The following is a 23,072-nucleotide window of genomic DNA, read 5'->3' as shown; positions in this document are numbered from 1 at the left end:
ACGACCACCCAAGCGGGTTTTCGCTGGCTGTTCCCGCACGGTACCACCTACGGACAGTACTACCACTATGCCTACCCCGTCACGGTCGGCCGTTCGGCGGCGAGCGACGTACCGGCGCGCGGACGCGTTCGACGGCGGCGGCGACCCCGACGACCCGCGGTAAGATATGAGTCAAGTCGACAAGCAGCTCGATACCCTGAAATCAGAGATCGAACAGGAGATTCCGAACGACATCACGGTCACCGACGTCAAGTACGAGGGCCCGGAGCTGGTCGTGTACACCCGCGACCCGAAGCGGTTCGCCGGCGACGGCGACCTCATCCGCCGGCTCGCCTCCAAGCTCCGGAAACGAATCACGGTCCGCCCCGACCCCAGCGCCCTCTCTCCGCCGGCGCGCGCCGAGGAGGAGGTCCGGGAGGTGATCCCGGACGACGCCGGGGTGACCGACCTCGACTTCCACGAGGACACCGGCGAGGTCGTCATCGAGGCCGAGAAGCCGGGGATGGTGATCGGCCGCCGCGGCTCCACGCTGCGGGAGATCACCCAGGAGGTCGGCTGGACCCCCGAGGTCGTTCGGACGCCCCCGATCGAGTCCTCCACCGTCTCGAACGTGCGCGGCTTCTTGAAGAACGAGCGCGAGGAGCGCCGCGACATCCTCGAACGCGTCGGCCGGCAGATCCACCGCGAGGAGATGTCCGACGACGAGTGGGTCCGGATCACGACGCTCGGCTGCTGTCGCGAGGTCGGCCGCGCCGCGTTCATCCTCTCGACGCCCGAGACGCGCATCCTCATCGACTGCGGCGACAAGCCCGGCGCGGAGGGCGAGGTGCCGTACCTCCAGGTCCCCGAGGCGCTGGGCGCCGGCGCGGCGACCCTCGACGCGGTCATCCTGACGCACGCTCACCTCGACCACTCGGCGCTGCTGCCGCTCCTCTTCAAGTACGGCTACGACGGCCCGATCTACACGACCGAGCCGACCCGCGACCTGATGGGACTGCTCACGCTCGACTACCTCGACGTCGCCGCCAAGGAGGGGCGGACGCCGCCGTACGAGTCGGCGCAGGTCCGCGAGGCGATCAAACACACCATCCCGCTGGAGTACGGCGACGTCACCGACGTAGCGCCCGACGTGAAGCTCACCTTCCACAACGCGGGCCACATCCTCGGCAGCGCGGTCACCCACTTCCACATCGGCGACGGGCTCTACAACGTCGCCTTCTCGGGCGACATCCACTACGAGGACACCCGCCTGTTCAACGGCGCCGTCAACGACTTCCCGCGCGTCGAGACGCTCGTGTTGGAGTCCACCTACGGCGGCCGCGACGACTACCAGACCGACCAGGCCGACTCGGAGGAGGCGCTCAAGCGGGTCATCAACGAGACATACGAGCAGGGCGGGAAAGTCGTCATCCCGGCGTTCGCCGTGGGGCGCTCGCAGGAGATCATGCTCGTCTTGGAGGAGGCGATGCGCGAGGGCGAGATCCCGGAGATGCCCGTCCACCTCGACGGGATGATCTGGGAGGCGACCGCGATCCACACGACCTACCCCGAGTACCTCCGGGACGACCTGCGCGACCGGATCTTCCACGACGACGAGAACCCGTTCCTCGCCGACCAGTTCAACCACATCGACGCCGGCGAGGACGAGCGGCAGGAGGTCGCCGACGGCGACGAGTGCATCGTCATCTCCACCTCCGGGATGATCGAGGGCGGCCCGATCATGTCGTGGCTCCGCCACATCGGCCCCGACCCGGACTCGAACCTCGTCTTCGTCGGCTACCAGGCGCAGGGGACCTTAGGCCGCCGGATCCAGAACGGCTGGGACGAGATCCCGGTCGACGGCTGGGGCGGCGGGAGCCGCGGCGACACGCTCACCCTGGAGATGGGCACGGAGGTCGTCGACGGCTTCTCCGGCCACGCCGACCGGCAGGGGCTAGAGAACTTCGTGAAGACGATGAACCCGCGGCCCGAGAAGGTGCTCTGTGTCCACGGCGACGAGCGCTCCGTGCAGGACCTCTCGTCGGCGCTGTACCACGACTACAACATGCGGACGTTCGCGCCGAAGAACCTGGAGACGTTCCGGTTCAAGTGAGTCGTCCTCGCGGGTTCTGCGGCTTCAAACAGCCTCGTCCCGCATCGCCACGCGTTGAGGCGGAGCACTTTGGGCGGTCTTGACCCGTAGGCTGGCCACTCAGCGCGTCGTCGGCTTGCGGTGCGTCAGCAGGTCGTTCGTCGAGAATTTCAAGTCCGGGAACGCGAGAAGGGAGTACAGTTCCCGGTGAGACACCCGTCTGATTAGATGGTATATAGAAGTTAATTTGTGATGTGTAAGGCTATTGCACCGTAGTTTGTGACATACCGAAACGTAGTTCAATTTATAAAAATTATAAAATCTTATTCTGATACTTCACTGACCAATATCCGATGCCAGACAAGGCACGCCGTCGCGTACTGCAGGGCACTGGAGTAGCACTGACCGCCGGTCTCGCGGGCTGCGGCGCAAGTAGTTCCGGTGACGGCTCTGATGGTAGTTCCGGTGACAGTTCCGATGGTAGTTCCGGTGACGGTTCCGATGGAGAGTCCGATTCGACCGGAGATTCGTCGGGCAACGATTACGAGCCGGTCACGTTCCTGGAGACGCCCGGCGAGACTCCCGGGGATACCGAGGAGATGTGGGAGCCGTTCTCGGAGTACGTCAACTCGCAGGTCGACGAGCTGGACCTGAACGTCGAATTCGCGGACAGCACTTCGGGAATCGGCCAATCGCTTATCAACGACCAAGCCGAGATGACGCGCAGCGACATCGTGTTGCTCGCGAATCCCGAGGAGATTGACGTCGTCGGCATCGTTAACGAAGGCGGTGCGTCGGTGTACTTCTCCGGGATCGCGACGCGTCCGGACTCCGATATCGAGGAGCTGTCAGATCTTGAAGGAGAGAGCATCGTGTTCGCTGACCGGCTCTCGACGAGCGGATCGCTGTACCCCAACTACATGCTGAACCAGGCCGGACTGGACACCGGAGAGGCCCCGTACGGCGACCCAGTGGACTACGACGGGACGTGGACGAGCGGCCAGGCCGGCGCGATAGAGAACTTCCTCAATCGGGACGAGTTCGCCGCAGTCGGTTGTGACATCGCAGTTCTGTTGGAGTATATCCCGGAAGACCAATGGCCGGACCGGGTGCGCGAACGGTCCGGTCGATGGGACGACGACGTCGGATCGAGTTCGACGGAGCTAGAACTGGTCCAAGCGTCGCAGTCGCTCCCTCTCTCGCCCATCATCGCGCGCAGCAACTGGGAACACCCGCTGCGTTCCGACATCGAGGAGGCGATTCTCTCGATCGACGAGGGGACGCTACGGGAACCGGACGGAGACGTGGACAACCCCATCAGTGCGGTTTCGCCGGGTAGTAACGAGGATTATCAGCCCATTCTCGACGTGATCAACACGCTCGGCGTCGATCTGGGGGACCTGTAACTGTATATGGTCCTCCGCGTACAGGATTTGACCAAAGAGTACGGGGACACGACGGCCCTGTCAAACGTCTCCTTCGAGGTCCCCGATGGAAGCTTTGCTGTCGTGCTCGGCGAGTCTGGGGCTGGCAAGTCGACGCTGTTGCGGATCCTCAACGGGTTGACCGAGCCCACTTCGGGGAGTGTATACCTCGACGGACAGGAGATCACCAACTCGCGGTCGGACGTTGGAATGGTGTTTCAACAGCACAACCTCGTCGATGAGCTGAGTGCCTACGATAACGCCCTGACCGGGGCGTTCAACCGAACTGGGTACCTTCGGAGCCTGCTCAATTTACAGCCTACCGAGGATCGAGAACTCGCGTTGGAGGCGCTGAGCACGGTCGGACTGCTCGACGAAGCAGGTCAAAAAGTTAGTAGTATGAGCGGAGGCCAGCAGCAGCGCGTCGGGATCGCACGCGCGTTGGTTCAGCAGCCCACGCTCCTCCTCGCCGACGAGCCAGTCGCCAGTCTGGACCCTGCCAGTGCTGAAACGGTAATGACGTACTTCCGTGAGACTGCGAAAAAACGCGACCTCACGACGCTGGCAAGCCTCCATCAGGTCAATATCGCCCGGGAGTTCGGCGAGCAGTTCATCGGGATGAAAGACGGTGAGGTCATGTTTGTAGGCTCGCGCTCGAAGCTCACGCCCTCTATTCTCGAAGAGATCTACGGTGAGATCCAGACGAAAGAACTCCGAGAAGGGACCGAGACTACCGAACTGAACGAATCGATGCAGACCGAGGCCGCCGATACGAAAACCGGACTATGAGCACCGATCGCGATCGCCTCACTGAGAGGCTACTCCGACGGTTCCTCGGTGATACTCAAGAGGATTCGGCCGTCAAACAACGGCACAGCGAATTGAAACGTGCCAGACTGATACGTCGGCTGTCTCAGTCGGTTCTACTGATTAGCATTGCGGGGGTCCTGTACTTCTCATTGAGCGCGGCCGGGTTCTGGAGGACAGAGTGGCTGGAGTATTGGCCGCAGTTCACCGAAGCGCTCGCGCAGTATTTCCCGCCGAAGCTGTATTTCGGCGTAATTCCGTTTGTTGACCTCGGGCGCTACTATCGGTTCATGAACGAGGCTGGGTTGGTGGGAGAAGCTGGGATCACGCTGGCGATTGCGCTCGCGGGGACGATCATGGGCGCGCCACTGGCACTGCTGTTCGGTATCCTCGGAAACGAGCGGGTTACCCCGTTCCCGCTCAATTTCCTCTTTCGGGGGGTGATGAGTATCATTCGCTCGATTCCGGCGCTCGTTTGGGCGCTGATATACGTCCCCTTGGGCGGTATCACTCCGGTAACCGCAACACTCGCTCTCGGTACGGACACTATCGGAGAGCTGGGCCGACTACTCACCGACGAACTCGAAGAAGTCGATGACGGACCGATCGAAGGGATCAGGAGCACTGGCGCAGGTAAGCCTCAGATAATCACATTCGGAATGATTCCACAGATGGTCCGACCGTTCATCGCGTGGGCGATGTTCGTTCTGGAGAATAACGTCCGGTCTGCGGTCAGTCTCGGTATCATCGGAGCGGGCGGTCTCGGAGTGACGCTGACGATCGAGCAGCAGACGTTCAACTTCACGAATATGATGGCGACGATTCTGTTCATAGTGATACTCGTCATCTCCGTCGAAATGATCAGCCAGCGAACGCGCTCTTACCTCCGTGAGGGCGACGATGTGGAAGAGATGAGCTTCCGTCAGCTAGTTTTCGGCTTCCCCAGACGGATGTCCGATTCACTGCTCAAATAGACAGACGGGTCCGTATTGCTTCCATTACGCCTCCGAACAATGGAAGATAGAAGGTGTAGAACGCGTCTCCTACTGGATGGGACAAATAATTCAGTTAAATTGTTTCGACTGATCGGAGAAACTGCTGACGAACGGCTCGGATCGTGGTCTTAGCACGGAACCGGCTCGTCAGGATAGCAACTTACTTCGACGGGAGTATTTAACCCGCGACGCGGCAACGTCATCTCATGCGCATCGCGCTCATCGCTCACGACGAGCTGAAAGACGAGATGGTCGAGTTCGTCACGAAACACGCCGCGACCCTCGACGACTGCGAGCTCGTGACGACGGGGACGACGGGGAAACGCATCGCCGAGGAGACCGGCCTGACCGTGAATCGGCAGGCGTCCGGGCCGTACGGCGGCGACCTCCAGATCGGCGCGATGATCGCGAACGACGCGGTCGACGGCGTCGTCTTCCTCCGGGACCCGCTCACCGCGCAGGCGCACGAGCCGGACATCTCAGCGCTCCTGCGGGTCTGCGACGTGAAGGACGTGCCGCTGGCGACCAACGTCGCCTCCGGCGAGCTGCTCGTCGAGGGGCTGCTCGGCTCGCCGTGACGCCGCCCCGCACCCGAGTATCAGATCGGATAGCGAGAGGGGCGGCGTTTTAGGTGCGTTCCTCGTACCCCGGACCAATGACCGGTCACTCGGCGGCCCGGCTCGCCGCGCTGACGACCGCGCTCCTCCTCGTCTCGGCGCTCGCCGCGAGCGGCGCGGTCGTCGGGGGCGGCGCGGCACAGGCGGGCGTCGGCGCGGCGCAGGCGGGCGGCCCGGCACAGATGGGCGGCACTTCGGGCGGCGGTCCCGGCGGCGACGGGTCCGGCGGCGACGTGACGCCGCCGACGCGCTGTTTCGCGGGCGACGGCTACCCGATCTCGATCGGCGAGACCGGGGCGACGATCGACGCGGTCGTCCACCTCTCCGTGCTGACCGATCCCGCCGCGGGCAACGAGTTCGGGCTGGAGGCGGCCGGGACCCTCGACGGCGACCCCGTCGTGACGCTCGCCGCGGGTGTCCGGCTCACCGCGCGCGAGGCCGTCGTGAACGGGGTCGACCCGTTCGCGGCGTTCGACGTGTTGTACGCGTACGAACTCAACCTCCCGATGTTCGGCGGGGCGATCGACGACGCGGAGTACCGCGACGACGGCCCGCCGATCGAGTCGGGCGCCGGTATCGCTGACTGCTAAGGCGGGACGCGCCTCGCGTTCCGCCGCCGTCGTCGCCTCCCTCGCGTCCCGTTACTCCTCGTCGCCGTCGCGTTCCCCGCGCGCCGGCGAGCGAACGCCGCGAATGATCCCCAGCAGCTCCCGCCGCGCGTCCTCGGCGTCTCGACCGGCCGGATACGCGTCCGCACCGAGCGGGTAGGCGCCCCCGGCGAGGAGGTACTCGTCGGTCGCCCAGACCGCGAGCAGCGCCTCGACCGGGACCTCGCGGTCGCCGCCGCGACCGCCGTCGCTCCCGAGGCGGCAGTCGCCGCGGAAGGTCCAGAGCGTCGCGCGCGATCCCGCCGGGTCGTCGACCGCGATCTCGCGGTCGCCGCGGCGCTGGACCGCCTCGATGTCGCGGTCGGCGAGCCGGTCGCGGAACCCCTCCCTGGCCCGGCGCTCGACCAGCCGTGTGAGCGCGGCGTTCGGCGCGGTCTCGGGACGGATCCGCAGGCGACTCGCGAAACAGAAGGGCCGCGGCGCCGTCGCGTCCGCCCGCTCGTACCGCACCGTGCTCGCGGTCACCGAGACGGGACCCGCGGCGAACGGGCGGTCCGTCGACTCGGCGACGCGTCGCCAGCCGTCGAGGCGGTCGGCGGGCACGACGGGCGGGTCCATGGCGGCCGTTCGCCGGGAAGGTAATTAAAAGCGGGCGCGGGCCGGAGCGTCGTCGGGGCGGTGAGGGGAGGGACGTGGAGGGGTCACAGCGTGCCGCGGCGGGCCGAGAGGAACCGCTCGGGGCCGGTCAGTGGTCGTCCTCCCGCCACTTGTGCTCGCACTCGGTGCAGACGAAGAAGCGCGTCTCGGACTCGTCGGCCGAGCGGATCTGCTGCATGTACCAGTACGCGCGGTCGTTGCCGCACTCCGGGCAGTGCGCCGTCGTCTGCGGGAGCCCCTTGTCCTCCGCGTCGCTCACGTCGATGACCTCGGACTCGACCTGCGACTCGGTGGTCCACTCGTCGTCGCCGTCGTCGCGTCCGACCTCGTTGCCGCAGGAGTCGCACACCCAGTGGTCCTCGCCCTCGCCCGACTTCATCATCGAACCGCACTCGTCGCAGAACTTCATGGCGGAACCCAGCCGCGGATCGCATATAAACGGCGGGATCGCGAACGAACGGGAGCGTCGCCGGACCCGTCACTCGTCGCGGTCGAGGTGCTCGGCGAGCGCGAACCGCACGCGCTCCTCGTCGCTCCCCTTCGTCTCCCGGCCGGTGACGACGACCTCGCCGATCTCGGCCGTGTCGTCGACGTGGGTCCCGGCGCAGGCGGTGCGGTCGTAGGGGTCGGCGTCGGCCTCCGGGCCCGCCTCGTCCGCGCCCGCGGCGCCGATCTCGACGATCCGGAGCTCCTCGATCGAATCGGGGAGGAGGCGGATGCGCGTGCGCTCGGGGTCCAGGGTCGCTTCCGCCTCGGCGCGGTCCAGCAGGTAGCTCGTCACGGGGCGCTCGTCGGCGACGAGCTCGTTCAGCCGCGCCTCGATTCGGTCGAGGTCCGCGTCGTCGAAGCGGTCGTACGCCGCGTCGAGGTGCGCGCGGTCGTCGTACAGCTGGTTCCCGGTGGTGGCCGCGTCGAACTCGTCGAGCAGCAGCGCCGACAGCAGGTGCTGGGCGGTGTGGTACCTCGAGTGGGCCGCCCGACGCGCCGCGTCGATCTCGCCGATCACCGCCGTTCCCGGGTCGGGCGGTGAGGGGTCGCCCCCCTCGTCGCCGGTCGTCGGCGCGAGCGTGTGGTAGATCGTGTCCTTCTTCTCGACGTCGACGACCCGCCATCGGGCGTCGCCCTCCCCGTCCGCGACGCGGAGCGTGCCCGTGTCGTGGGGCTGGCCGCCGCCGGTCGGGTAGAACGCCGTCCGGTCGAGGACCACCCGGTCGTCGAGCGTCCGCTCGACGGTCGCCTCGAACGTCGTCACCGCGTCGTCGGCGAGGTACAGCGCCTCGGTCATGCCCGAACGAAGCCGCTCCGTCGACATAGGTGGTGCGTTCGGCGCGGGCGACGGGCGCGCCGACCGCGAGCGAGAGCGTGAGAGACGGGGAGAGGTGCGGGAGAGACGTGTCTGGGGACCGAACCGCGGTCTCAGCGCTGATACTCGGACGTCGACGCTTATCAGTGCTCCCGCCGTAGACGGCCGCATGGACAGCCGCGACCGCGCACAGAGCGAGGTGATCGGGACCGTGCTCCTCATCGGGCTCACGATCACGGCGGTGGGGGTGACGGTCGCGATCGGCTCGGCCGCGCTCGCCGACGCGCAGGCGTCGGCCGACGTGCAGCGCGTCGAGGGGGCGATGACGCAGGTCGACTCGAAGACGAGCCTCGTCGCGCACGGCGGGTCGACGAGCCAGCGCGTCCGGCTCGATCCCGGCTCGACGGCGAACGCCCGCATCGACGGGGACGCGGGCCGGATGCGGATCGAGGTCGAGACGGAGGACGGCGACGTCGAGGCGCGGAACGTGACGCTCGGCGCCGTGGTCTACGAGCGCGGCGACGACCGCGTGGCGTACCAGGGCGGCGGCGTCTGGCGCGCGAACGAGGGCGGCTCGTGGATGGTGTCGCCGCCGGAGTTCCACTACCGCGGCGACACGCTCACCCTCCCGCTGGTGACGATCGACGGCGAGGACGGTCGCTTCCGCGACTCGGCGGTCGTCACCCGGAACGCGAGCCGTCCGGACCAGTTGTTCCCGAGCGGGGACGTCTCGAACCCGCTGCTCGGCGGGAACGTCACCGTCACCGTCGAGAGCGAGTACGCTCAGGCGTGGGGGCGGTTCTTCGAGTCGCGCACCGAAGCGAACGTGACGCGGCTGGCCGACGACGAGGTCGAGGTGCGGCTCCGGACGGTGACGACCCATCCCGCGCTCAACGCGAGCGTCTCGTCCGTGGCACAGTCACAGCTCGCTCTCGGCGGCGTCACGTCTCTTTACGCGGACAGTTACGACTCGTCCCAGGGGGCGTACGATCCTGATACCGCGGGCAGTGAGGCTCGAATACGAACGAGCGGACAGTTTCAGCTGGTCGCAAACGGCGGGGGACCGGACTCGTTCGAGGTTCGCGGAGATGTTGTGGCAGATTCATTTAATCCCTCACAGAATAGTAGTAAATGGAAAAAGAATACAAATATAACTGGAGATCTGATTCGAAACAGCGGATCTATCGATCCCGGCCCGACCTCGGGTGCGATAGCCGAGCGAATAGCGCAAGTCAAGGCGCTCGGCCTCGACGAACCCGGAGAGTGTCGCAGCGATTCCGAATTCGATGACGGAGGCACCCACCCGATCAGCGAAGATACGTGCTTCGCGGACGGCCTCGAAGTATCCGACGGGACCACGCTCCGGATCGAGGACGGATCGACGGTTCACGTCCAGGGAGGCCTTGACGTGGGCGAAAATGGGAGAGTCGTGTTCGATAGCACGAGCGGTGACATCGAGGTCCTCCTAGAGGACGAGCTCTCTATCGAGAGCGACGGACGGATCGACTCGGTAGGTGGTGGCCGCAACGTCCTCTCCGTCGACGCCGGAATAGACGTTCAGGACCAGGGGTCGATCGAGACGGACGAGGACACCCGCCTCGACCTGTACAACACCGGCGAGATAGATCTCTCGGATAGGGCACAGATCACCGCGGACGGGGACGTGGCGGGCAACCTCTGGCTCTATTCGAGCGGGAGCGAGATCGAATTCGACGGTCCCGGCGAAGATAGCGTCGACGACAGGGACATTCGGTTTACCGGCGTCCTCTACGCTCCCCAGAGCGAGGCGTACGTCGAGGGGAGAGTCACATTCAAGGGGTCGAACACGTTTCTGAGCGTCAATTCGGGCGAAGCCGACGACAACGGAAACGGCGGCAACGACGATTACGTCGATATCAGCTTCCATTACGACGAGGCGCTTCAGGGATCTCACCCGTTCGGGGGCGGCTCCGTTCCGGTCGTGAGTCACCTCCACGTCTCCCGCCATCGGGTAGTTATTGAGACGAACTGAGCGGAGCGTCTGCCGACGGGGTTCACTTCGGCGCCGTCACCGTCGCAGGGAGACGATGCGAGTGAGGTGCTGGACATAGACCTGATCGTCGTTGACGATGCGGGCGACCGCGACGCCGTCGGCGCCGGCGGGTGTGACTTCCTCGAAACCGTCGGTTCGTTGGAAGTACCGACGCCACGCACCGGCATGTGCGCTCTCTACCCGGAGGTGCAACGTCTCACCAGCCGCGTCGAACCGGCTCGTCTCCGATCCGGTGTCCAACTGATCGACGGTGGTGATCTGGACGGTCCCCTCACCGGTGACGCTGGCGTCCGCCTCTTCCGGCACCAGATCGACGATCGGTATCGTCGTCCGGTCGTACGCGGCGACGAACCGCGGGTCGGAGAGCATCACGGAACCGTCCCCGTCGCTCCGAACCAAAGCACCGGCGTCGTAGGCGATCACCGTATCCCCGTCGCGGTACGTGAGCGAGCCCGCCTGCCACTCAGCGAGCGTCACGTTATCGCCGCCGCCGGTCGTCCGGTTAAGAACGAACCGCGTCTCGCCCGACGTCGCGAGGGTACCGCCGGCCAGCCGGATCTCGGTGGCCCGACTGGGGTCGCCGTACCGCTGGACGTCCCGGAGGTTGTCGTCGAACACGTCGAACGCGCGCTCGACGTTGGCGACGCGTTCGGCCTCCCGGCGGTCCTCGACGCCGGTGATCCCGACCGCGAACACCGTGCCGATGGTGATCGTGATGAGCGAGAAGACGAGGATGTACCCGACCACGTCGCTCACGCCGCGGTCGTCGCCTCCGAACGCGCGCCGGGACGCGTCGAGGTCGACGGCGACGGTCCGAGAGCGCCGGTCGCTCATCGGTCGGTCACCTCCAACTCGTCGTCGCCCGGGTCGTACGCGATCCGTATCGGCCCGCCGGAGACGGTCGTCTCGGCGACGCGCTCGGTCGCCGCGTGCGGGACCCGAACGGTCACGTCGGGGTCGTCGGTCCGCAGCGTCACGCCGTCGTCGTCGACCGCGATCCGGTACGTGGACCCGGCGACTCGCTCGGGGAGGTCGACGGAGACGGTCACCGCGTCGGGACCGCCCGCTCCGTCCGCCCGGGCCGCCCTGACGAGCCGGTCCGCGCTCTCTAAGTTCGCCACCGTCGTCTGGCCCGTCACCTCCAGGTTCCCCCGGACGACGCGCTCGGTCTGGGAGTCGACGACCCCGCCGACGCCGACGACGACCCCCGAGAGCAGCACCGCGCCGATGGCGAGCGTCAGCACGTAGCCGACGGCGACGCTCACCGCGCGGTCGTCGCGGACGAGGCCCGACCGCCCGCCGAGCCGGCGTTCACGCATCGGGCTCACCCGGGGCGACCCGGATCGGCGTCTCGAACCGCAGGTCGGCGGTGCGGTAGCGGAACTCGATCGTCGCCGCGTAGACGGCGTCTCGGACCGTCAACGCGGTGTCGCTCTCGGGGTTCGCGTCGGTCCCCACGGTCGCGGTCACCTCCGCCTCGGCCTCATCCGCGTTCTCGAACTCGATGTCGAACGGTCCGTCGTCCTCGTCGCTCAGGCTCTCCGGCCAGACCATCGGACACGGCTCGCCGTCGAGGCGGTCGCCGGTGAGGTCGAGCACGGCGGGATCTCCGGAGGCGGGATATCGACACCGCTCCGTCGGGGTCGAGCCGTTCTCCCCGCGGGCGACCACGACGTCGCCGTCGTTCTCGTACAGGTACACCTCGTGGGTGGTGTTGGCCGCGGTGTCGTTGAGGACGACGGTGAACGCCGCGGCTTCCGTCGACGGCAGGTCGCTCCCGTTGGCGACCGAGAACGCGCGGATCCGGTCGACCTCACCGATCGTCGTCGAGTCGTTGACCGAACCGGTGAGATACTGACCCGGGGTGGTGCTGAGGAGATCGACGGCGGCGATCCCGCCTCGACTCGCGTAGCGCGCCGTCAGGTTCCGGTCGATCGCGTCGACGCTGGCCTCGATGTCCGCGTCGCTCGTCGACCCGTCTCGGTTCGCGGCGTCGAGACGCGCCCCCGTCTCCTCGACGACCGCCGCGCGGACCTCCAGCGCCTCGCCGTCGGCGGCCTCGACGCCGCGGGTGGCGACGTTCTCGCCGTAGATGCTCGCGTTCAGGAGGACCACGAGCGCCACGAGCGAGACGGCCACGACGAGCCCGGAGATCAGCAGGAGCTGACCGCGGTCCGCGTCGCGGAAGCGTTCGCGAGGGTCGTCGCCGTCGAAGGCCGGGATCATAGCTGCCATACGGTGATCCGCACCTCCACGCGATAGATCGGTCGGGTGTCGGGGTCTTCCGCGTAGAACGACTGGTCATCGTCCGCGGCGACCTGCGCGAGCGTCCTGTCCTCGTACCCGGGCATCGTCAGGTTCGCGTCGTCGGTCAACACGACGGTCCGCGTCGCCGTCACGGCGTTGTCGCTCGGCGAGCCCATGTCCACCAGCGGCGTCGACTCCCCGTACCGCGGCCCGTGCCGGAGCTCGACGTTGAACGCGATCCGCGCGTCGCGGAAGGTCCGGTTCAGCGCCTCGCCGAACCCGTTCGGCGGTCCCCCCGCGGTGAACGGCCCGGGCGTCCCCGACGCCCTGAACGAGCTCCTGTTCGGGTCCCACCGGAGCGCCGCCTCCCGCAGGTCGCCGTTCGCGGCGCTCGTCTCCAGCAGGTCGGTCGCGACCGCGCGCTGCTGGTTCTCCAAGTGCTGGTTGGACGTGCTGGCCGACAGCGGCGTGACGGCGGTCGCCTGCAGTGCGAACGTCAGCCCGGCGACGATCAGGATCGCCGCGGCGAACGCCTCCAGCGTGTGCGCCTGCCCCCGGTCGTCGATCCGGCTCATCTCACCACACCCACACCGTGAGCCGGTACTGGTCCCCGCGGATCGAGACGACCCGCTGCGAGGCGCTGACGCCGCCGCGGTCGACGCGGACCGAGTCGGTCGTGCCGCGGCGCAGTTCGAGCGCGTGCGTTCCGTACCGCGTGTCGATCGAGAGGTCCAGCGGGTCGGCGATCGGGTCCGACTCGTTCAGCTCGTGGATCGCGACCAACACCTCCTCGTCGAGCCCGAACCGGGTCGCGACGTCGTCTTCGACCCCCTCGGGGCAGCCGGCCTCGTCGGCGAGGCCGGCGTCAGGCTCGAAGAAGGCGACGGTACAGGCCGGCGACAGCACCCCGGGCTCCGTCGGCGACGCGGCGAGGAGGTCCCCCGCGAGCCCGGCCGCGACCCGGTCGCTCACGACCGGTGAGGCGGTCGCGGGGCCGGTGAACGGGTCGAACAGCGTCGGGGTGAACGCGATCACGAACGCCAGCGTCAGCAGGAACACGCTCGCGCCGACGGCGAAGTCGATCGGGGTCTGCGCGCGGGCCGTTTCGCTCGACCCGAGTCCGCGTCGCCGCGGCTCACCCGACATAGATCCACACCCCCAGCGCGAGCGTCAGCAGGACCACGGCGAACTTGACGCCGGAGATGATGTCGGCGTTCCGGATGTACCCGCTGATGAACCCGGAGAGGACCGCCTGCAGCGTCACGGCGTGGAAGAACAACAGCGAGAGCACCTCCGGGTCGACGCCCCCGCCGCCTCCGAAGCCGGCGCCGCCGGCGGCGCCGCCGCCGTCCGCCTGCGAGGAGAGCCCGCCCATCACGTCGATGAACTGGGTCTGGAGGATGGCCATCACGCCGAGCAGGGTGACGTACGTCATCACGATGATCGCCACCTGCATCCGGGTCCGGGAGACGCGGTCGCGCTCGATGTCGTCCTGGTTCTCGGAGGCCTGCGCCGCCGTCGTCAACACGTCCGTGATCTGCGAGGAGGCCTCCTGCGCCTCCGAGATGAGCTTCACCGTCCGGGCGAGCCGGGGCACCGCGTACTTGTTGTTGAACTCCACGAGGGCGTCGCGCAGGCTCATCCCGTAGTTCACCTTCGCGTGGACGACCTCGAACTCCTCGGCGAGCTGACCGGTCGAGGTCTCCGACACCGTCTGGACCGATTCGAGCAGCGTCTGTCCGGTGTCGTTCGCCGAGGAGAGCTTCCGGAGGCTCTCGGAGAGCTTCCCGGTGATCGCCCGCTTCGACCGCCGGCTCCACTCGTGGAACGCCGCGAGCGGGACCATCACGAGGTACGCCGGGACGTACACCCAGACGAACGTCGACCAGACGGGGCGGGCCACCCACCCGTCGAAGGTCGTCGGCGCGTTGCCGGTGAGCGCGGCGATCGCGACGATCGCGACCGCGGCCGGTACGGTCAGCGCCAGCGTGTACAGGGGGTTGTCGCGCAGGAAGACGTGCGGCGCCGAGACGATCTGTTTCGTCTTGTACGTCCCCTCGCGGTCGCGGATCCGGTCGAAGACGCCGAAGCGACCGACGAACCCCTCGATCAGCCCGAAGTGGAGCAGCCCCTCCTGGCTCGTCTGTCGGAGGCGCTCGCTCCCCCCGTCGGGGTGCAGGTAGCCGTCGCCGGGCTCGTCCTGCTTGACCGTGGAGACGAGCACGAGGAAGCCGATCCCGGTCAGCGGGATCAGGACGTACACCGTCGCGTACAGCAGCCGGTCGTCGGCCTCGCCCATCATCCCCATGATGACGAGGATGATGATGAGGAGGAGGGGGAACAGCGAGAGCGTCATGTACATCTCGCCGAACAGCTCCAGCGTCTCCAGGGTCATCTCGCGCTCCTGCTTCGACGTGCGGAGGTGTTTCTCCTTTTTGTCCTTCAGGAAGCTCTCCATGTCGCCGCCGGAGTTGACGATCGAGAGCATGTCGGCGAGGAACTGCGAGAGCTCGTCCGACGGCGTCTCCATCGACTGCTGGCGGATCGCGTTCCGGTAGTCGGTGCCGAAGTACTCCGTCTCGTTGACGATGCTCTGGAACTCGCGGGAGACCTCGCCGTACGTGTCCTCCGCCGTCGCCATCGCGCGTAGGATCTCCAGCTGATTGAGTCCCCCGACGGAGAGCGCGTACATGAACGAGACGGAGTCCGCGAGCAGGAGGTTGATCTCGCGCTTCCGCGAGGACGCCCGCGAGTAGGGGACCGCCACGAACCCGCCGAAGCCGAGCGCGAACCCGATCGAGCCGAAGACGAGCCCGCTGAGCAGCACCGCGGTCGGGACGACCAGCGACCGCAACAGCTCCCGGATCGCCGGCGTCGGCGCCGGCATCCCGAGCGACAGCGCGCTCGGGTCGATCAGCCCGAGCGAGAACACGCCGTACCCGACCAGCGTCCCGATCGCCCAGAGGAGGCCGCCGACGAGCAGCCCGGCGCCGAGCGCCCGGGAGACGTACATCTCCACCTGGTCCGGCATCCGCGCCTCCGCGAGCTTGCGCTCGACGTCCCCGACGAAGTCGCCGTCGGGGTCGAACAGCAGCTCGAAGACGGGGTAGAACAGCTCGCCGAGGGCGTCGCCGTCGGCGGACCCGTCGCCGACGCCCGTATCGAGGCTCACGCGGTCCACCTCGCTCGGGACACGGCGTTACCCCTCCTCCGGGGACTCGACGGTGCCGAACCCCCAGTCGCCGGCTTCGTCGCCGTCGGACTCGCTTTCGGCCTCCTCCGCGTCGGGGTCGTCCTCGGCTTCGGGCGCCGGTTCGACCGCGTCGCGCTCGTCGGGACCGGCGTCAGACACGTCGTCGTCGCCGTCCGCCGGATCCAGCACGTCGACCCCCTCCGCGAACGGCTCGTCGAAGTCGATCCCGTCGTCGCCGCCGGTTCCGTCGCTCTCGCCGTTCGAACTCGGACCGTCCGCGTCCGAGGCCCGGTCGTTCGGACCGATGCGGGGCTCCCCGTCGAGGGGAGTGACGTCGGCGACCCCCTCGAAGCCGTCGCGGGCGACCGGCTCGGCCGTCGCCTCGCCGCCCGTCGCGTCCTCGCCGTCCGCGCCCGCGTCGGGTCCTTCGGGACCGGCCGCCTCGGGGCCGAGCGCGGCCGCCTCGCGGGCCGTCTCCGCGAGCGTCTCGTGGGCGGCGTCGGGCGTCGCCTCGACGTCGCGGGCGGGGGCCACGTCGAGCAGCGCGTCGGCGACGGAGTCGGGCATCCGACCGCGGTACTCGGCGAACAGGTCCTCGGCCTCGTCGAGGATCCCCTCGACCTCCGCGCGGCCGGCCTCGTCCGGCTCCGGCCGGGGGACCATCTCCTCCTTGTCGCGGTCGACGTTGATGAGGACCGACTCCATCTCCCGGAGGTCCTCCAGCGAGCGCTCCAGCTCCTCGTTGGCCATCAGCGCGAGCACCGTCTCCGGGTCGTTGATGAACGCCTGGAACGTCGCGGCCACCTGCGCGTAGCTGTTGAGCCCGCGGTCGATGAGGTACGCGAGCACGACCCGGCGCTTCCGGAGCTCGGCGTTCAGCGTCTCGCGGCTCCACCCGCGGTCGAACATGATGTCTTCGAGGGTGTTGGAGTCGCCCATCTGGAGGAACTCGTCCGTCTCGGCCTGCCACTGGAACACGTCCTGGACGTTGATCTCGTCGTTCTCGGCGTCGTAGTGGTTGATCTCGGTCAGCGACTTGTTCCGGCGCACCTTCTTGCCCTGCACCCGCGTGGAGGTCTGGACGGAGACCAGATCGAGGGCGGTGAACATCGTCTTCGAGACGTTGATCGGCTCCGTGGTGAACCGCTTGAGCACCTCGCCGACCGTGTCCGCGTGGAAGGTCGTGTAGGTGGTGTGGCCGGTGGACATCACCTGGAAGGCGGTCCGGCCCTCCTCGCCGCGGATCTCGCCCATCACGATGTAGTCGGGGCGCTGGCGGAGCGCGGCCTCCAGCAGGTCGAACTCGTCGATGTCGCCCTTGTCGTCGTCGGAGAAGGAGGGGCGGGTGACGGAGGCGATCCAGTTGCGCTGCGGGAGCTCGACCTCGCGGGTGTCCTCGATGGAGACGATCTTCGCGTTCGAGGGGATGAAGAGGGAGACCGCGTTCAGGCTCGTCGTCTTCCCGGAGGCGGTGCCGCCAGCGAAGATCAGGCTCTTGTGGTTCTCGATGGAGAGCCACAAGAAGGCCATCTCGTCGAGCGAGAACGTCTTCCAGTTGATCAGGTCGATCGGCGTGAACGGGATCTCGTTGAACTGCCGGATGGTGTAGTTGGTCCCGTGGTCGGACACCTCGCGGCCGAGGGTGAGCTGGGCGCGGGAGCCGTCCGGGAGCGTGGCGTCCACCTGCGGGCGGCGCTTCGAGATGCCCTTGCCGGAGCGCTGCGCGAGCTTCACGACGAAGTCGTCGAGCTCGTCGGTCCCGTGATAGACGTTGGTGATGATCTGCTCGTAGTCGGAGTGGTAGACGAAGACGGGGGAGTCGTACCCGTCACAGGAGATGTCCTCGACGTTGATGTCGTACTTGATCGGGTCGATCCGCTCGTAGCCGATGAAGTCGCGCTTGAGGTAGTACAGCAGCTTCTCGACCTGGTGTTCGGAGAGGGTCTCCGGGTCCTCCGCCAGCACCGCGGGCTCGGGCCGTGCGGGGACCCTCGTCGGCCCCGACTCGGACGGCGACTCGGCGGGCGGTTCGTAGCCGAGCGACTCCGTGATCCGGGCGGCGATCCCCTCGGTGACGTCGAAGCCGAACCGGTCGACCGCGTCGTCGACGAGGTCGTCGACGAGCCCGCGGCCGCCGCCCTCGCGCTCGTAGAGGTCGTACCGGTCGAGCAGGGTGAGCGCCTCGTCGACGATCACGTCCTTCCGGAACGCCTCGTCGCCGCCGGCGATCGCCTCGTCGGCGTACTTGATCGAGGTCCGGAGCTTCCCCGTCAGGAACTCGACGAGGTCCCTCTCGATCTCGGTCCGGTACGGCTGGACCGCGTAGTACTTCACCTCGTTCTCCTTCGTCGAGCGGAACACGATCACGAACGCGTACGGCTCGTTCACCCAGTACCGCTCGATCTCGCGGAAGTGACGCTTCTTCGGCATCGGCACCGCCTTCTCTAGGTCGTACCGGTTCGCGAGCGTGGTGTCGCCCGCGGCCGTCGAGAAGAACGCGTCCTCGTCGACCTCGGGGTTGACGTTCACCGTGCGCTCGTCGACCAGGTCGGCGAGCTCGGCGGCGGCGCTCCCGCCCGCGCCGAGCAGCTCCTCGGTCCGGTCGGGGTCGAAGCCGAGCGCCTCGGTCTTGTCCTCGTGCGTGAATTCGAGGGGCTCGTCGTCCTCGTCGGTCGGAGGGGATCCGTCCTCGTCGAGGAAGTACTCGTCGCGGTAGTCGTCCCACGTGTAGTATCCCTTGGACACCGGCACTTCGTCGAGGGCGTACCGGGCCGAACACAGGTCGCGAACGACGTCGCCGACAGCCGCGGCCGCCCGAATCCGGCGGGCGGTCTCCGAGGGGTCGGACGCCGGTGTCGCTCCGGTCGCCTCGTCGGGCGACTGCGGCGGGCGCTCGGCGTCCTCTGTTGCCATGGACGTACGAAACCCGTTCCAGTTAAAAAAGGTGTCTCGCAAAACCCCGCGACTGATAATTGCCGAGCGAGCGGTTTTAGGTCGGCGGACGCCGAAGCGACGCCGTGGCACGCTCAGACGACGCTCCGGTTCGGCGCGCGCTCGGGCGCCTCCGGCGGTCGGCCGTCCGCCGGCGGGTCCGCGCCGCGATCGCCGAGGAGCTGCTCGGCACGCCCCGGAGCCTCGGCGTCGTGCTCGCGTTCGTCGCGTTCATGTTCGCGGTGGGGGTCGGCTACTACGCGCCGACCGCGGGCGACGTACCGGTTCCGCTGTGGCCGCTGTACGCGGACTCGGCGGTCGCGGTCGCGCTCGGCGGGGCCGCCCTCGCGGCGCTCGTCCCGACGGTCCGGGCCGGCGGGAGCGTCGTCGACGAGGCGCCCGCGTCGCGACCGCTGGCGTACCTCCAGACCCTCGCGTTCGTCTGGCTGGTCACGTTCGGCCTCTGGCCGCTGGTCTCGCTGAACCTCGCGGTCTCGCAGTACGTCGCCGCTCCCGACGCGTGGATCTACTACTGGGGGGTGCTCGGCACGCACCTGCTGTTCGTCGGCCTCGCGCTGCTGTTCCCCGCGTTCGGTCGGACGACCCGGGGGGCGCTGGCGCTGGCGCTCGCGCTCGCCGTCGGCAACGTCGCCCTCGACTACGGGCTCGGCTACCACCCGCCCCTCTTATACGAGCCCGGACCGCTGCTGGCGGGCTCGACGCTCGCGATCGCCCTGCTCGCCGTGTGGCTCGCGTGGCGGTCGTTTCCGCGACTGGGCGAAGACGAGTGAGCGGGCCTTGTGAACGAGTGCGAGGGCGCGGCGGGATCCACGCGAGCGAACGAAGTGAGCGAGCGTGGAGCCGGTCGCGCCCGTGACTGAGCGAAGCGAAGGAACGGGCGCGACGGGATTCGAACCGGAATCAGACGTGCTCGCTCGCTTCTCTCGCTGTGCGCGACTGATAGGATTCAAATCCCGCTTGCGCCGCTACTGCTCACTTCGTTCGCAGGTAGCGGGCGCGGCGGGATTTGAACCCGCGATCGAGAGGTTAGGAACCTCTCGCCCTGTCCGCTAGGCCACGCGCCCAATGCGGGCGGAGAAGACGTCGAAGCGGGGATCGGTCGGCGCCGCGGGGTCGGTCTACGCGCTGGTCTCTTTGTCGGTTTCGAGGTCCTCGAACTCCTCGTCGTCGTCGAGCGTCGAGTCCGCGTCGACGGTCGAATCCGCGTCGACCGACGAGTCGTCCTCGCCCTGCATCTGCTTCAGCTCGTCCTCGACCTCCTCGCGGCCCTTCTTGAACTCGCCCATCGCCTGGCCGGTCGAGCGAGCGAGCTTCGGGATCTTGTTCGCTCCGAACAGGAGGACCAGGACGAGCAGGATAATGAGGAGCTCCGGGCCCGCCGGGATGCCGCCGATCAGTGGAATCGCAGTTACCATCTCTGTCCGGCAGTAACCCTCTTGCGATTATAGTCTTTTTGCCTCGGTAGACGAGCCTCGGATCGCCGCTGAGCGGGCAACGCGCCGGGAACCGCGGCCGTCCCGGGAACCGCGACCGTGCCGGATGCGCGACCGTCCCGGGAACGCGACCCGGCCGAAAGCGCGGCCGGCGGACGGCGAAACCGTGATACGGCCGCGGCGCAAGCGATGGGTATGACAGCCGTCGGCGACGACGCCCCCGACTTCACCGCCTCGCTCGTGGACGACGACATCGAACCGTTCCGGCTGGCCGAGCATCTCGGCGACGGGCCCGTGGTGCTCGCCTTCTTCCCGGCCGCCTTCTCGAACACCTGCACCGATGAGATGGAGGCGCTCCGCGACGGGTTCGACCGGAGCGCCTGCACGCTGTTCGGCGTGAGCACCGACCTCCCGCACGCGCTCGCGGCCTACCGGACGCAGTACGAGCTCCCGTTCGCGCTCGTCGCCGACCCCGACCACCGCGCGATCGAGGCGTACGACGTGATCGAGGACTTCGACGGCTACGGCGTCGACACCGTCGCGCAGCGCGCGGTGTTCGTGATCGACGGCGGCGGGGTCGTGACCTATCGGTGGCTCGCGGACAATGCGGGACGGGAGCCGGACTACGACGCGCTGGCCGACGCGGTCGCCGAGGCGGCCGAGTAGCGTCCGAAGCGCCGGGAACGGCGACCGTCAGGCCGCGTCGCGGAGGTCCTCCAGCGCCTCCGGGTTCTCCATCGAGGAGAGGTCGCCGGGGTCCTCGCCCCTGTACACCGACTCGATCGCGCGCCGGATGATCTTCCCGGACTGCGTCTTCGGGAACGCGTCGACGAACAGCAGCTCGCGCGGCCGGAACGGCTTCCCGTGCTCCTCGCCCACGAGGGCACGCAGCTCCTCGCGGAGGTCGTCGCTCGGCTCGACGCCCGGTTCGAGCACGACGTACGCGACGACCGCGGTGCCGGTGGTGTCGTCGGGGACGCCGACCGCGGCCGCCTGATTGACGGCGTCGTGATCGATGAGGACGCCCTCGATCTCGGCCGGCCCCACCTTCCGCCCGGCGACGTTGAGCGCGTCGTCGGCGCGGCCGTGGAGGAACCAGAACCCGTCGTCGTCCTTCTGCGCGAAGTCGCCGTGGTCCCAGAGGTCCTCCCACGTCGACCAGTACTCCTCTAGGTAGCGCTCGTCGCCGGACCACAGCGACTTCGTCATCGAGGGACAGGAGTCGCGGGCGACGAGGTAGCCGCGCTCGCCGGCCTCCCGCACCGACTCGCCGCCCTCGTCGACGATGTCGACGTCCATCCCGAGCCCGGGGCCGCCGAGCGTGCAGGGTTTCAGGGGTCGGTTCGGCATCGACATCAGGAAGCAGCCGCAGATCTCGGTGCCGCCGGAGATGTTGATTACGGGGCACTCCCCGCCGCCGACCGCGTCGTGGAACCAGCGCCACGACTCGGGGTCCCACGGCTCGCCGGTCGAGCCGAGGATCCGGAGCGAGGAGAGGTCGTGGCCCTCGACCCACTCGTCCCCGTGTTTGCGGAGCGCCCGGATCGCGGTCGGCGAGATGCCGAACTGCGTGATCGAGTGCCGGTCGATCAGCTCCCAGAACCGGTCGGGCTCCGGGTGGTCCGGCGCGCCCTCGTACATCACCACCGTCCCCCCGAACGCGTGGTTGCCGATCAGCGTCCACGGGCCCATCATCCAGCCGATGTCGGAGACCCAGAAGAACCGGTCCGCGGGCTTCTGGTCGAAGCCGAAGTGGATCTCCTTCGCGCACTGCGTGAGGACGCCCGCGTGGGTGTGGACGATCCCCTTCGGCTCGCCGGTGGTCCCCGAGGAGTACAGCAGCATGGACTCCTGGTCGCTCGGGAGTCGCTTCGTCTCGTAGTCGGTCGACCGCGACGCGATCGCCTCGTCCCACGTCCGGTCGCGGTCGGGATGCCACGGGATGGGGTCCGAGCCGACGGCGTCGGGCTCGCCGGCTCCGTCGCTCGCCGGCGTCGCTCCCAGTCGGTCGTACACAACCACCTCCTCGACGTGGCCCGCGTTCGCGACCGCCTCGTCCGCGGTCGCCTTCAGCCGGACCTCGTCGCCCCGGCGGTAGAAGCCGTCGCCGGTGAAGAGGACCGACGGCTCGGCGTCGGCGATCCGGGTCGCCGTCGCCTCCGTGCCGAACCCGGAGAAGATCGGGACCGCGATCGCGCCGACCTTCAGGCAGCCGTAGAGGATTGAGACGACATCGGGCACCATCGGCATGTACAGCGCGACGGTGTCTCCGGCCTCGACGCCGACGGAGTCGAGATAGTTCGCGACGCGGTTCGTCTGTCGGGCCAGCTCGTGGAAGGTGACCTCCCGCACGTCGCCGGGCTCGCCCTCCCAGATCAGCGCGACCCGGTTCCGGTTCGGCGAGTCGACGGCGGCGTGTCTGTCGACGACGTTGTGCGCGACGTTGATCTCGCCGCCGGGGTACCAGTCGGTGAACTGCGGGCCGTCGCTGTCGTCTCGAACGGCGTCGTAGTCGGTGTAGAAGTCGATGTCGAGGTAGTCGGTGATCTCGTCCCAGAACCAGTCGACGCCGGACGCCGGCTCGCCCGGGACCTCCGAGGTAGTGCGCTCGATCAGCGCCTCGTAGTCGTCGACGTCGTACTCGCGCATGAACGCGGCGACGTTCGTCGACTCGGCGAACGCCTCGCTCGGCTCGTGTACGACCTCGTCCGTCCCCTCGTACTCGTCCATCTC

At 67.9% G+C, this 23,072-nt stretch carries 21 protein-coding genes and 1 tRNA gene; 9 read left to right on the top strand and 13 right to left on the bottom strand.

Annotated features, from left to right (window positions below; all coding sequences use genetic code 11):
* Positions 1 to 166: 166 nt before the first annotated feature.
* The 6 genes from ACFQMF_RS05490 (at position 167) to ACFQMF_RS05465 (ending at position 6,504) form a co-directional block, all read left to right on the top strand.
* Entirely contained in the window at positions 167 to 2,092 is a 1,926-nt protein-coding gene (locus ACFQMF_RS05490; RefSeq protein WP_256408565.1) for a beta-CASP ribonuclease aCPSF1, read from the top strand.
* A 332-nt stretch (positions 2,093 to 2,424) separates the two neighbouring features.
* Positions 2,425 to 3,477, top strand: coding sequence for a PhnD/SsuA/transferrin family substrate-binding protein (locus tag ACFQMF_RS05485; RefSeq protein WP_256408566.1), 1,053 nt, complete (start codon positions 2,425 to 2,427; stop codon positions 3,475 to 3,477).
* 6 nt (positions 3,478 to 3,483) lie between these two features.
* Positions 3,484 to 4,284, top strand: a complete 801-nt coding sequence (locus ACFQMF_RS05480; RefSeq protein WP_256408567.1) for a phosphonate ABC transporter ATP-binding protein — start codon at positions 3,484 to 3,486, stop codon at positions 4,282 to 4,284.
* Positions 4,281 to 5,276, top strand: coding sequence for a phosphonate ABC transporter, permease protein PhnE (gene phnE / locus ACFQMF_RS05475; RefSeq protein WP_256408568.1), 996 nt, complete (start codon positions 4,281 to 4,283; stop codon positions 5,274 to 5,276). The genes ACFQMF_RS05480 and phnE overlap by 4 nt, the downstream gene beginning before the upstream one ends.
* 227 nt (positions 5,277 to 5,503) lie before the next feature.
* Positions 5,504 to 5,875 (top strand): methylglyoxal synthase, encoded by a 372-nt coding sequence (locus ACFQMF_RS05470; protein WP_256408569.1) that lies wholly within the window; start codon positions 5,504 to 5,506, stop codon positions 5,873 to 5,875.
* 77 nt (positions 5,876 to 5,952) lie between these two features.
* On the top strand, positions 5,953 to 6,504 hold the full coding sequence (locus ACFQMF_RS05465) for a DUF7332 family protein (RefSeq protein ID WP_256408570.1): 552 nt from the start codon (positions 5,953 to 5,955) through the stop codon (positions 6,502 to 6,504).
* Positions 6,505 to 6,555: 51 nt separating this feature from the next.
* Here ACFQMF_RS05465 and ACFQMF_RS05460 read toward each other — a convergent pair whose 3' ends face one another.
* The 3 genes from ACFQMF_RS05460 to ACFQMF_RS05450 all read right to left on the bottom strand — a co-directional run bounded on the left by ACFQMF_RS05460 (position 6,556) and on the right by ACFQMF_RS05450 (position 8,464).
* Positions 6,556 to 7,140: a DUF6517 family protein gene (locus ACFQMF_RS05460; RefSeq protein ID WP_256408571.1), complete on the bottom strand. Its 585-nt coding sequence runs from the start codon at positions 7,138 to 7,140 to the stop codon at positions 6,556 to 6,558.
* Between the two features lie 127 nt (positions 7,141 to 7,267).
* Positions 7,268 to 7,588: a transcription factor S gene (locus ACFQMF_RS05455; protein ID WP_256408572.1), complete on the bottom strand. Its 321-nt coding sequence runs from the start codon at positions 7,586 to 7,588 to the stop codon at positions 7,268 to 7,270.
* Positions 7,589 to 7,657: 69 nt separating this feature from the next.
* Complete coding sequence (locus ACFQMF_RS05450) at positions 7,658 to 8,464, bottom strand: alanyl-tRNA editing protein (protein ID WP_256408574.1); 807 nt, start codon at positions 8,462 to 8,464, stop codon at positions 7,658 to 7,660.
* 187 nt (positions 8,465 to 8,651) lie between these two features.
* Between ACFQMF_RS05450 and ACFQMF_RS05445 the strand changes: the two genes are divergently transcribed.
* Positions 8,652 to 10,493 carry a DUF7289 family protein gene (locus ACFQMF_RS05445; protein ID WP_256408575.1) on the top strand — a complete coding sequence of 614 codons (1,842 nt, stop codon included), beginning with the start codon at positions 8,652 to 8,654 and terminating at the stop codon, positions 10,491 to 10,493.
* Between the two features lie 36 nt (positions 10,494 to 10,529).
* Here ACFQMF_RS05445 and ACFQMF_RS05440 read toward each other — a convergent pair whose 3' ends face one another.
* Genes ACFQMF_RS05440 through ACFQMF_RS05410 form a run of 7 tightly spaced genes read right to left on the bottom strand, consistent with a single transcriptional unit; the run spans position 10,530 to position 18,867 of the window.
* Positions 10,530 to 11,348 carry a DUF7289 family protein gene (locus ACFQMF_RS05440; RefSeq protein WP_256408576.1) on the bottom strand — a complete coding sequence of 273 codons (819 nt, stop codon included), beginning with the start codon at positions 11,346 to 11,348 and terminating at the stop codon, positions 10,530 to 10,532.
* The gene (locus ACFQMF_RS05435; RefSeq protein ID WP_256408577.1) at positions 11,345 to 11,833 is read right to left on the bottom strand and encodes a DUF7266 family protein; all 489 of its coding nucleotides are present in this window, start codon (positions 11,831 to 11,833) and stop codon (positions 11,345 to 11,347) included. Before ACFQMF_RS05435 ends, ACFQMF_RS05440 begins: the two co-directional genes overlap by 4 nt.
* Positions 11,826 to 12,749 carry a DUF7261 family protein gene (locus ACFQMF_RS05430; RefSeq protein ID WP_256408578.1) on the bottom strand — a complete coding sequence of 308 codons (924 nt, stop codon included), beginning with the start codon at positions 12,747 to 12,749 and terminating at the stop codon, positions 11,826 to 11,828. The genes ACFQMF_RS05435 and ACFQMF_RS05430 overlap by 8 nt, the downstream gene beginning before the upstream one ends.
* Positions 12,737 to 13,336, bottom strand: coding sequence for a DUF7288 family protein (locus ACFQMF_RS05425; protein ID WP_256408579.1), 600 nt, complete (start codon positions 13,334 to 13,336; stop codon positions 12,737 to 12,739). Before ACFQMF_RS05425 ends, ACFQMF_RS05430 begins: the two co-directional genes overlap by 13 nt.
* 1 nt (position 13,337) lies before the next feature.
* On the bottom strand, positions 13,338 to 13,907 hold the full coding sequence (locus ACFQMF_RS05420; protein WP_256408580.1) for a DUF7287 family protein: 570 nt from the start codon (positions 13,905 to 13,907) through the stop codon (positions 13,338 to 13,340).
* Positions 13,897 to 15,933: a type II secretion system F family protein gene (locus ACFQMF_RS05415; protein ID WP_256408581.1), complete on the bottom strand. Its 2,037-nt coding sequence runs from the start codon at positions 15,931 to 15,933 to the stop codon at positions 13,897 to 13,899. The genes ACFQMF_RS05420 and ACFQMF_RS05415 overlap by 11 nt, the downstream gene beginning before the upstream one ends.
* A 27-nt stretch (positions 15,934 to 15,960) precedes the next feature.
* Complete coding sequence (locus tag ACFQMF_RS05410) at positions 15,961 to 18,867, bottom strand: ATPase, T2SS/T4P/T4SS family (RefSeq protein ID WP_256408582.1); 2,907 nt, start codon at positions 18,865 to 18,867, stop codon at positions 15,961 to 15,963.
* 104 nt (positions 18,868 to 18,971) lie between these two features.
* Here ACFQMF_RS05410 and ACFQMF_RS05405 point away from each other — a divergent pair, with 104 nt between their 5' ends.
* The gene (locus tag ACFQMF_RS05405) at positions 18,972 to 19,676 is read left to right on the top strand and encodes a DUF1405 domain-containing protein (protein WP_256408583.1); all 705 of its coding nucleotides are present in this window, start codon (positions 18,972 to 18,974) and stop codon (positions 19,674 to 19,676) included.
* 221 nt (positions 19,677 to 19,897) lie between these two features.
* On the opposite strand, the gene ACFQMF_RS05400 is transcribed toward ACFQMF_RS05405, so the two are convergent.
* A tRNA-Arg gene (locus tag ACFQMF_RS05400) sits at positions 19,898 to 19,970 on the bottom strand.
* A gap of 54 nt (positions 19,971 to 20,024) precedes the next feature.
* A complete protein-coding gene (locus ACFQMF_RS05395) occupies positions 20,025 to 20,321 on the bottom strand; it encodes a Sec-independent protein translocase subunit TatA/TatB (RefSeq protein WP_256408584.1) in 297 nt (98 codons plus the stop codon).
* Positions 20,322 to 20,534: 213 nt separating this feature from the next.
* Here ACFQMF_RS05395 and ACFQMF_RS05390 point away from each other — a divergent pair, with 213 nt between their 5' ends.
* Positions 20,535 to 21,005, top strand: coding sequence for a redoxin domain-containing protein (locus tag ACFQMF_RS05390; protein WP_256408585.1), 471 nt, complete (start codon positions 20,535 to 20,537; stop codon positions 21,003 to 21,005).
* A 27-nt stretch (positions 21,006 to 21,032) separates the two neighbouring features.
* On the opposite strand, the gene ACFQMF_RS05385 is transcribed toward ACFQMF_RS05390, so the two are convergent.
* The gene (locus ACFQMF_RS05385; protein WP_256408586.1) at positions 21,033 to 23,069 is read right to left on the bottom strand and encodes an AMP-binding protein; all 2,037 of its coding nucleotides are present in this window, start codon (positions 23,067 to 23,069) and stop codon (positions 21,033 to 21,035) included.
* Positions 23,070 to 23,072 lie beyond the last annotated feature (3 nt).

The organism is Halorubrum rutilum (assembly GCF_042665015.1).
GTDB classification, from domain to species: domain Archaea; phylum Halobacteriota; class Halobacteria; order Halobacteriales; family Haloferacaceae; genus Halorubrum; species Halorubrum rutilum.
The sequence above is the reverse complement of the archived record's forward strand: the minus strand, read 5'-3'. Positions and strand labels throughout refer to the sequence as shown.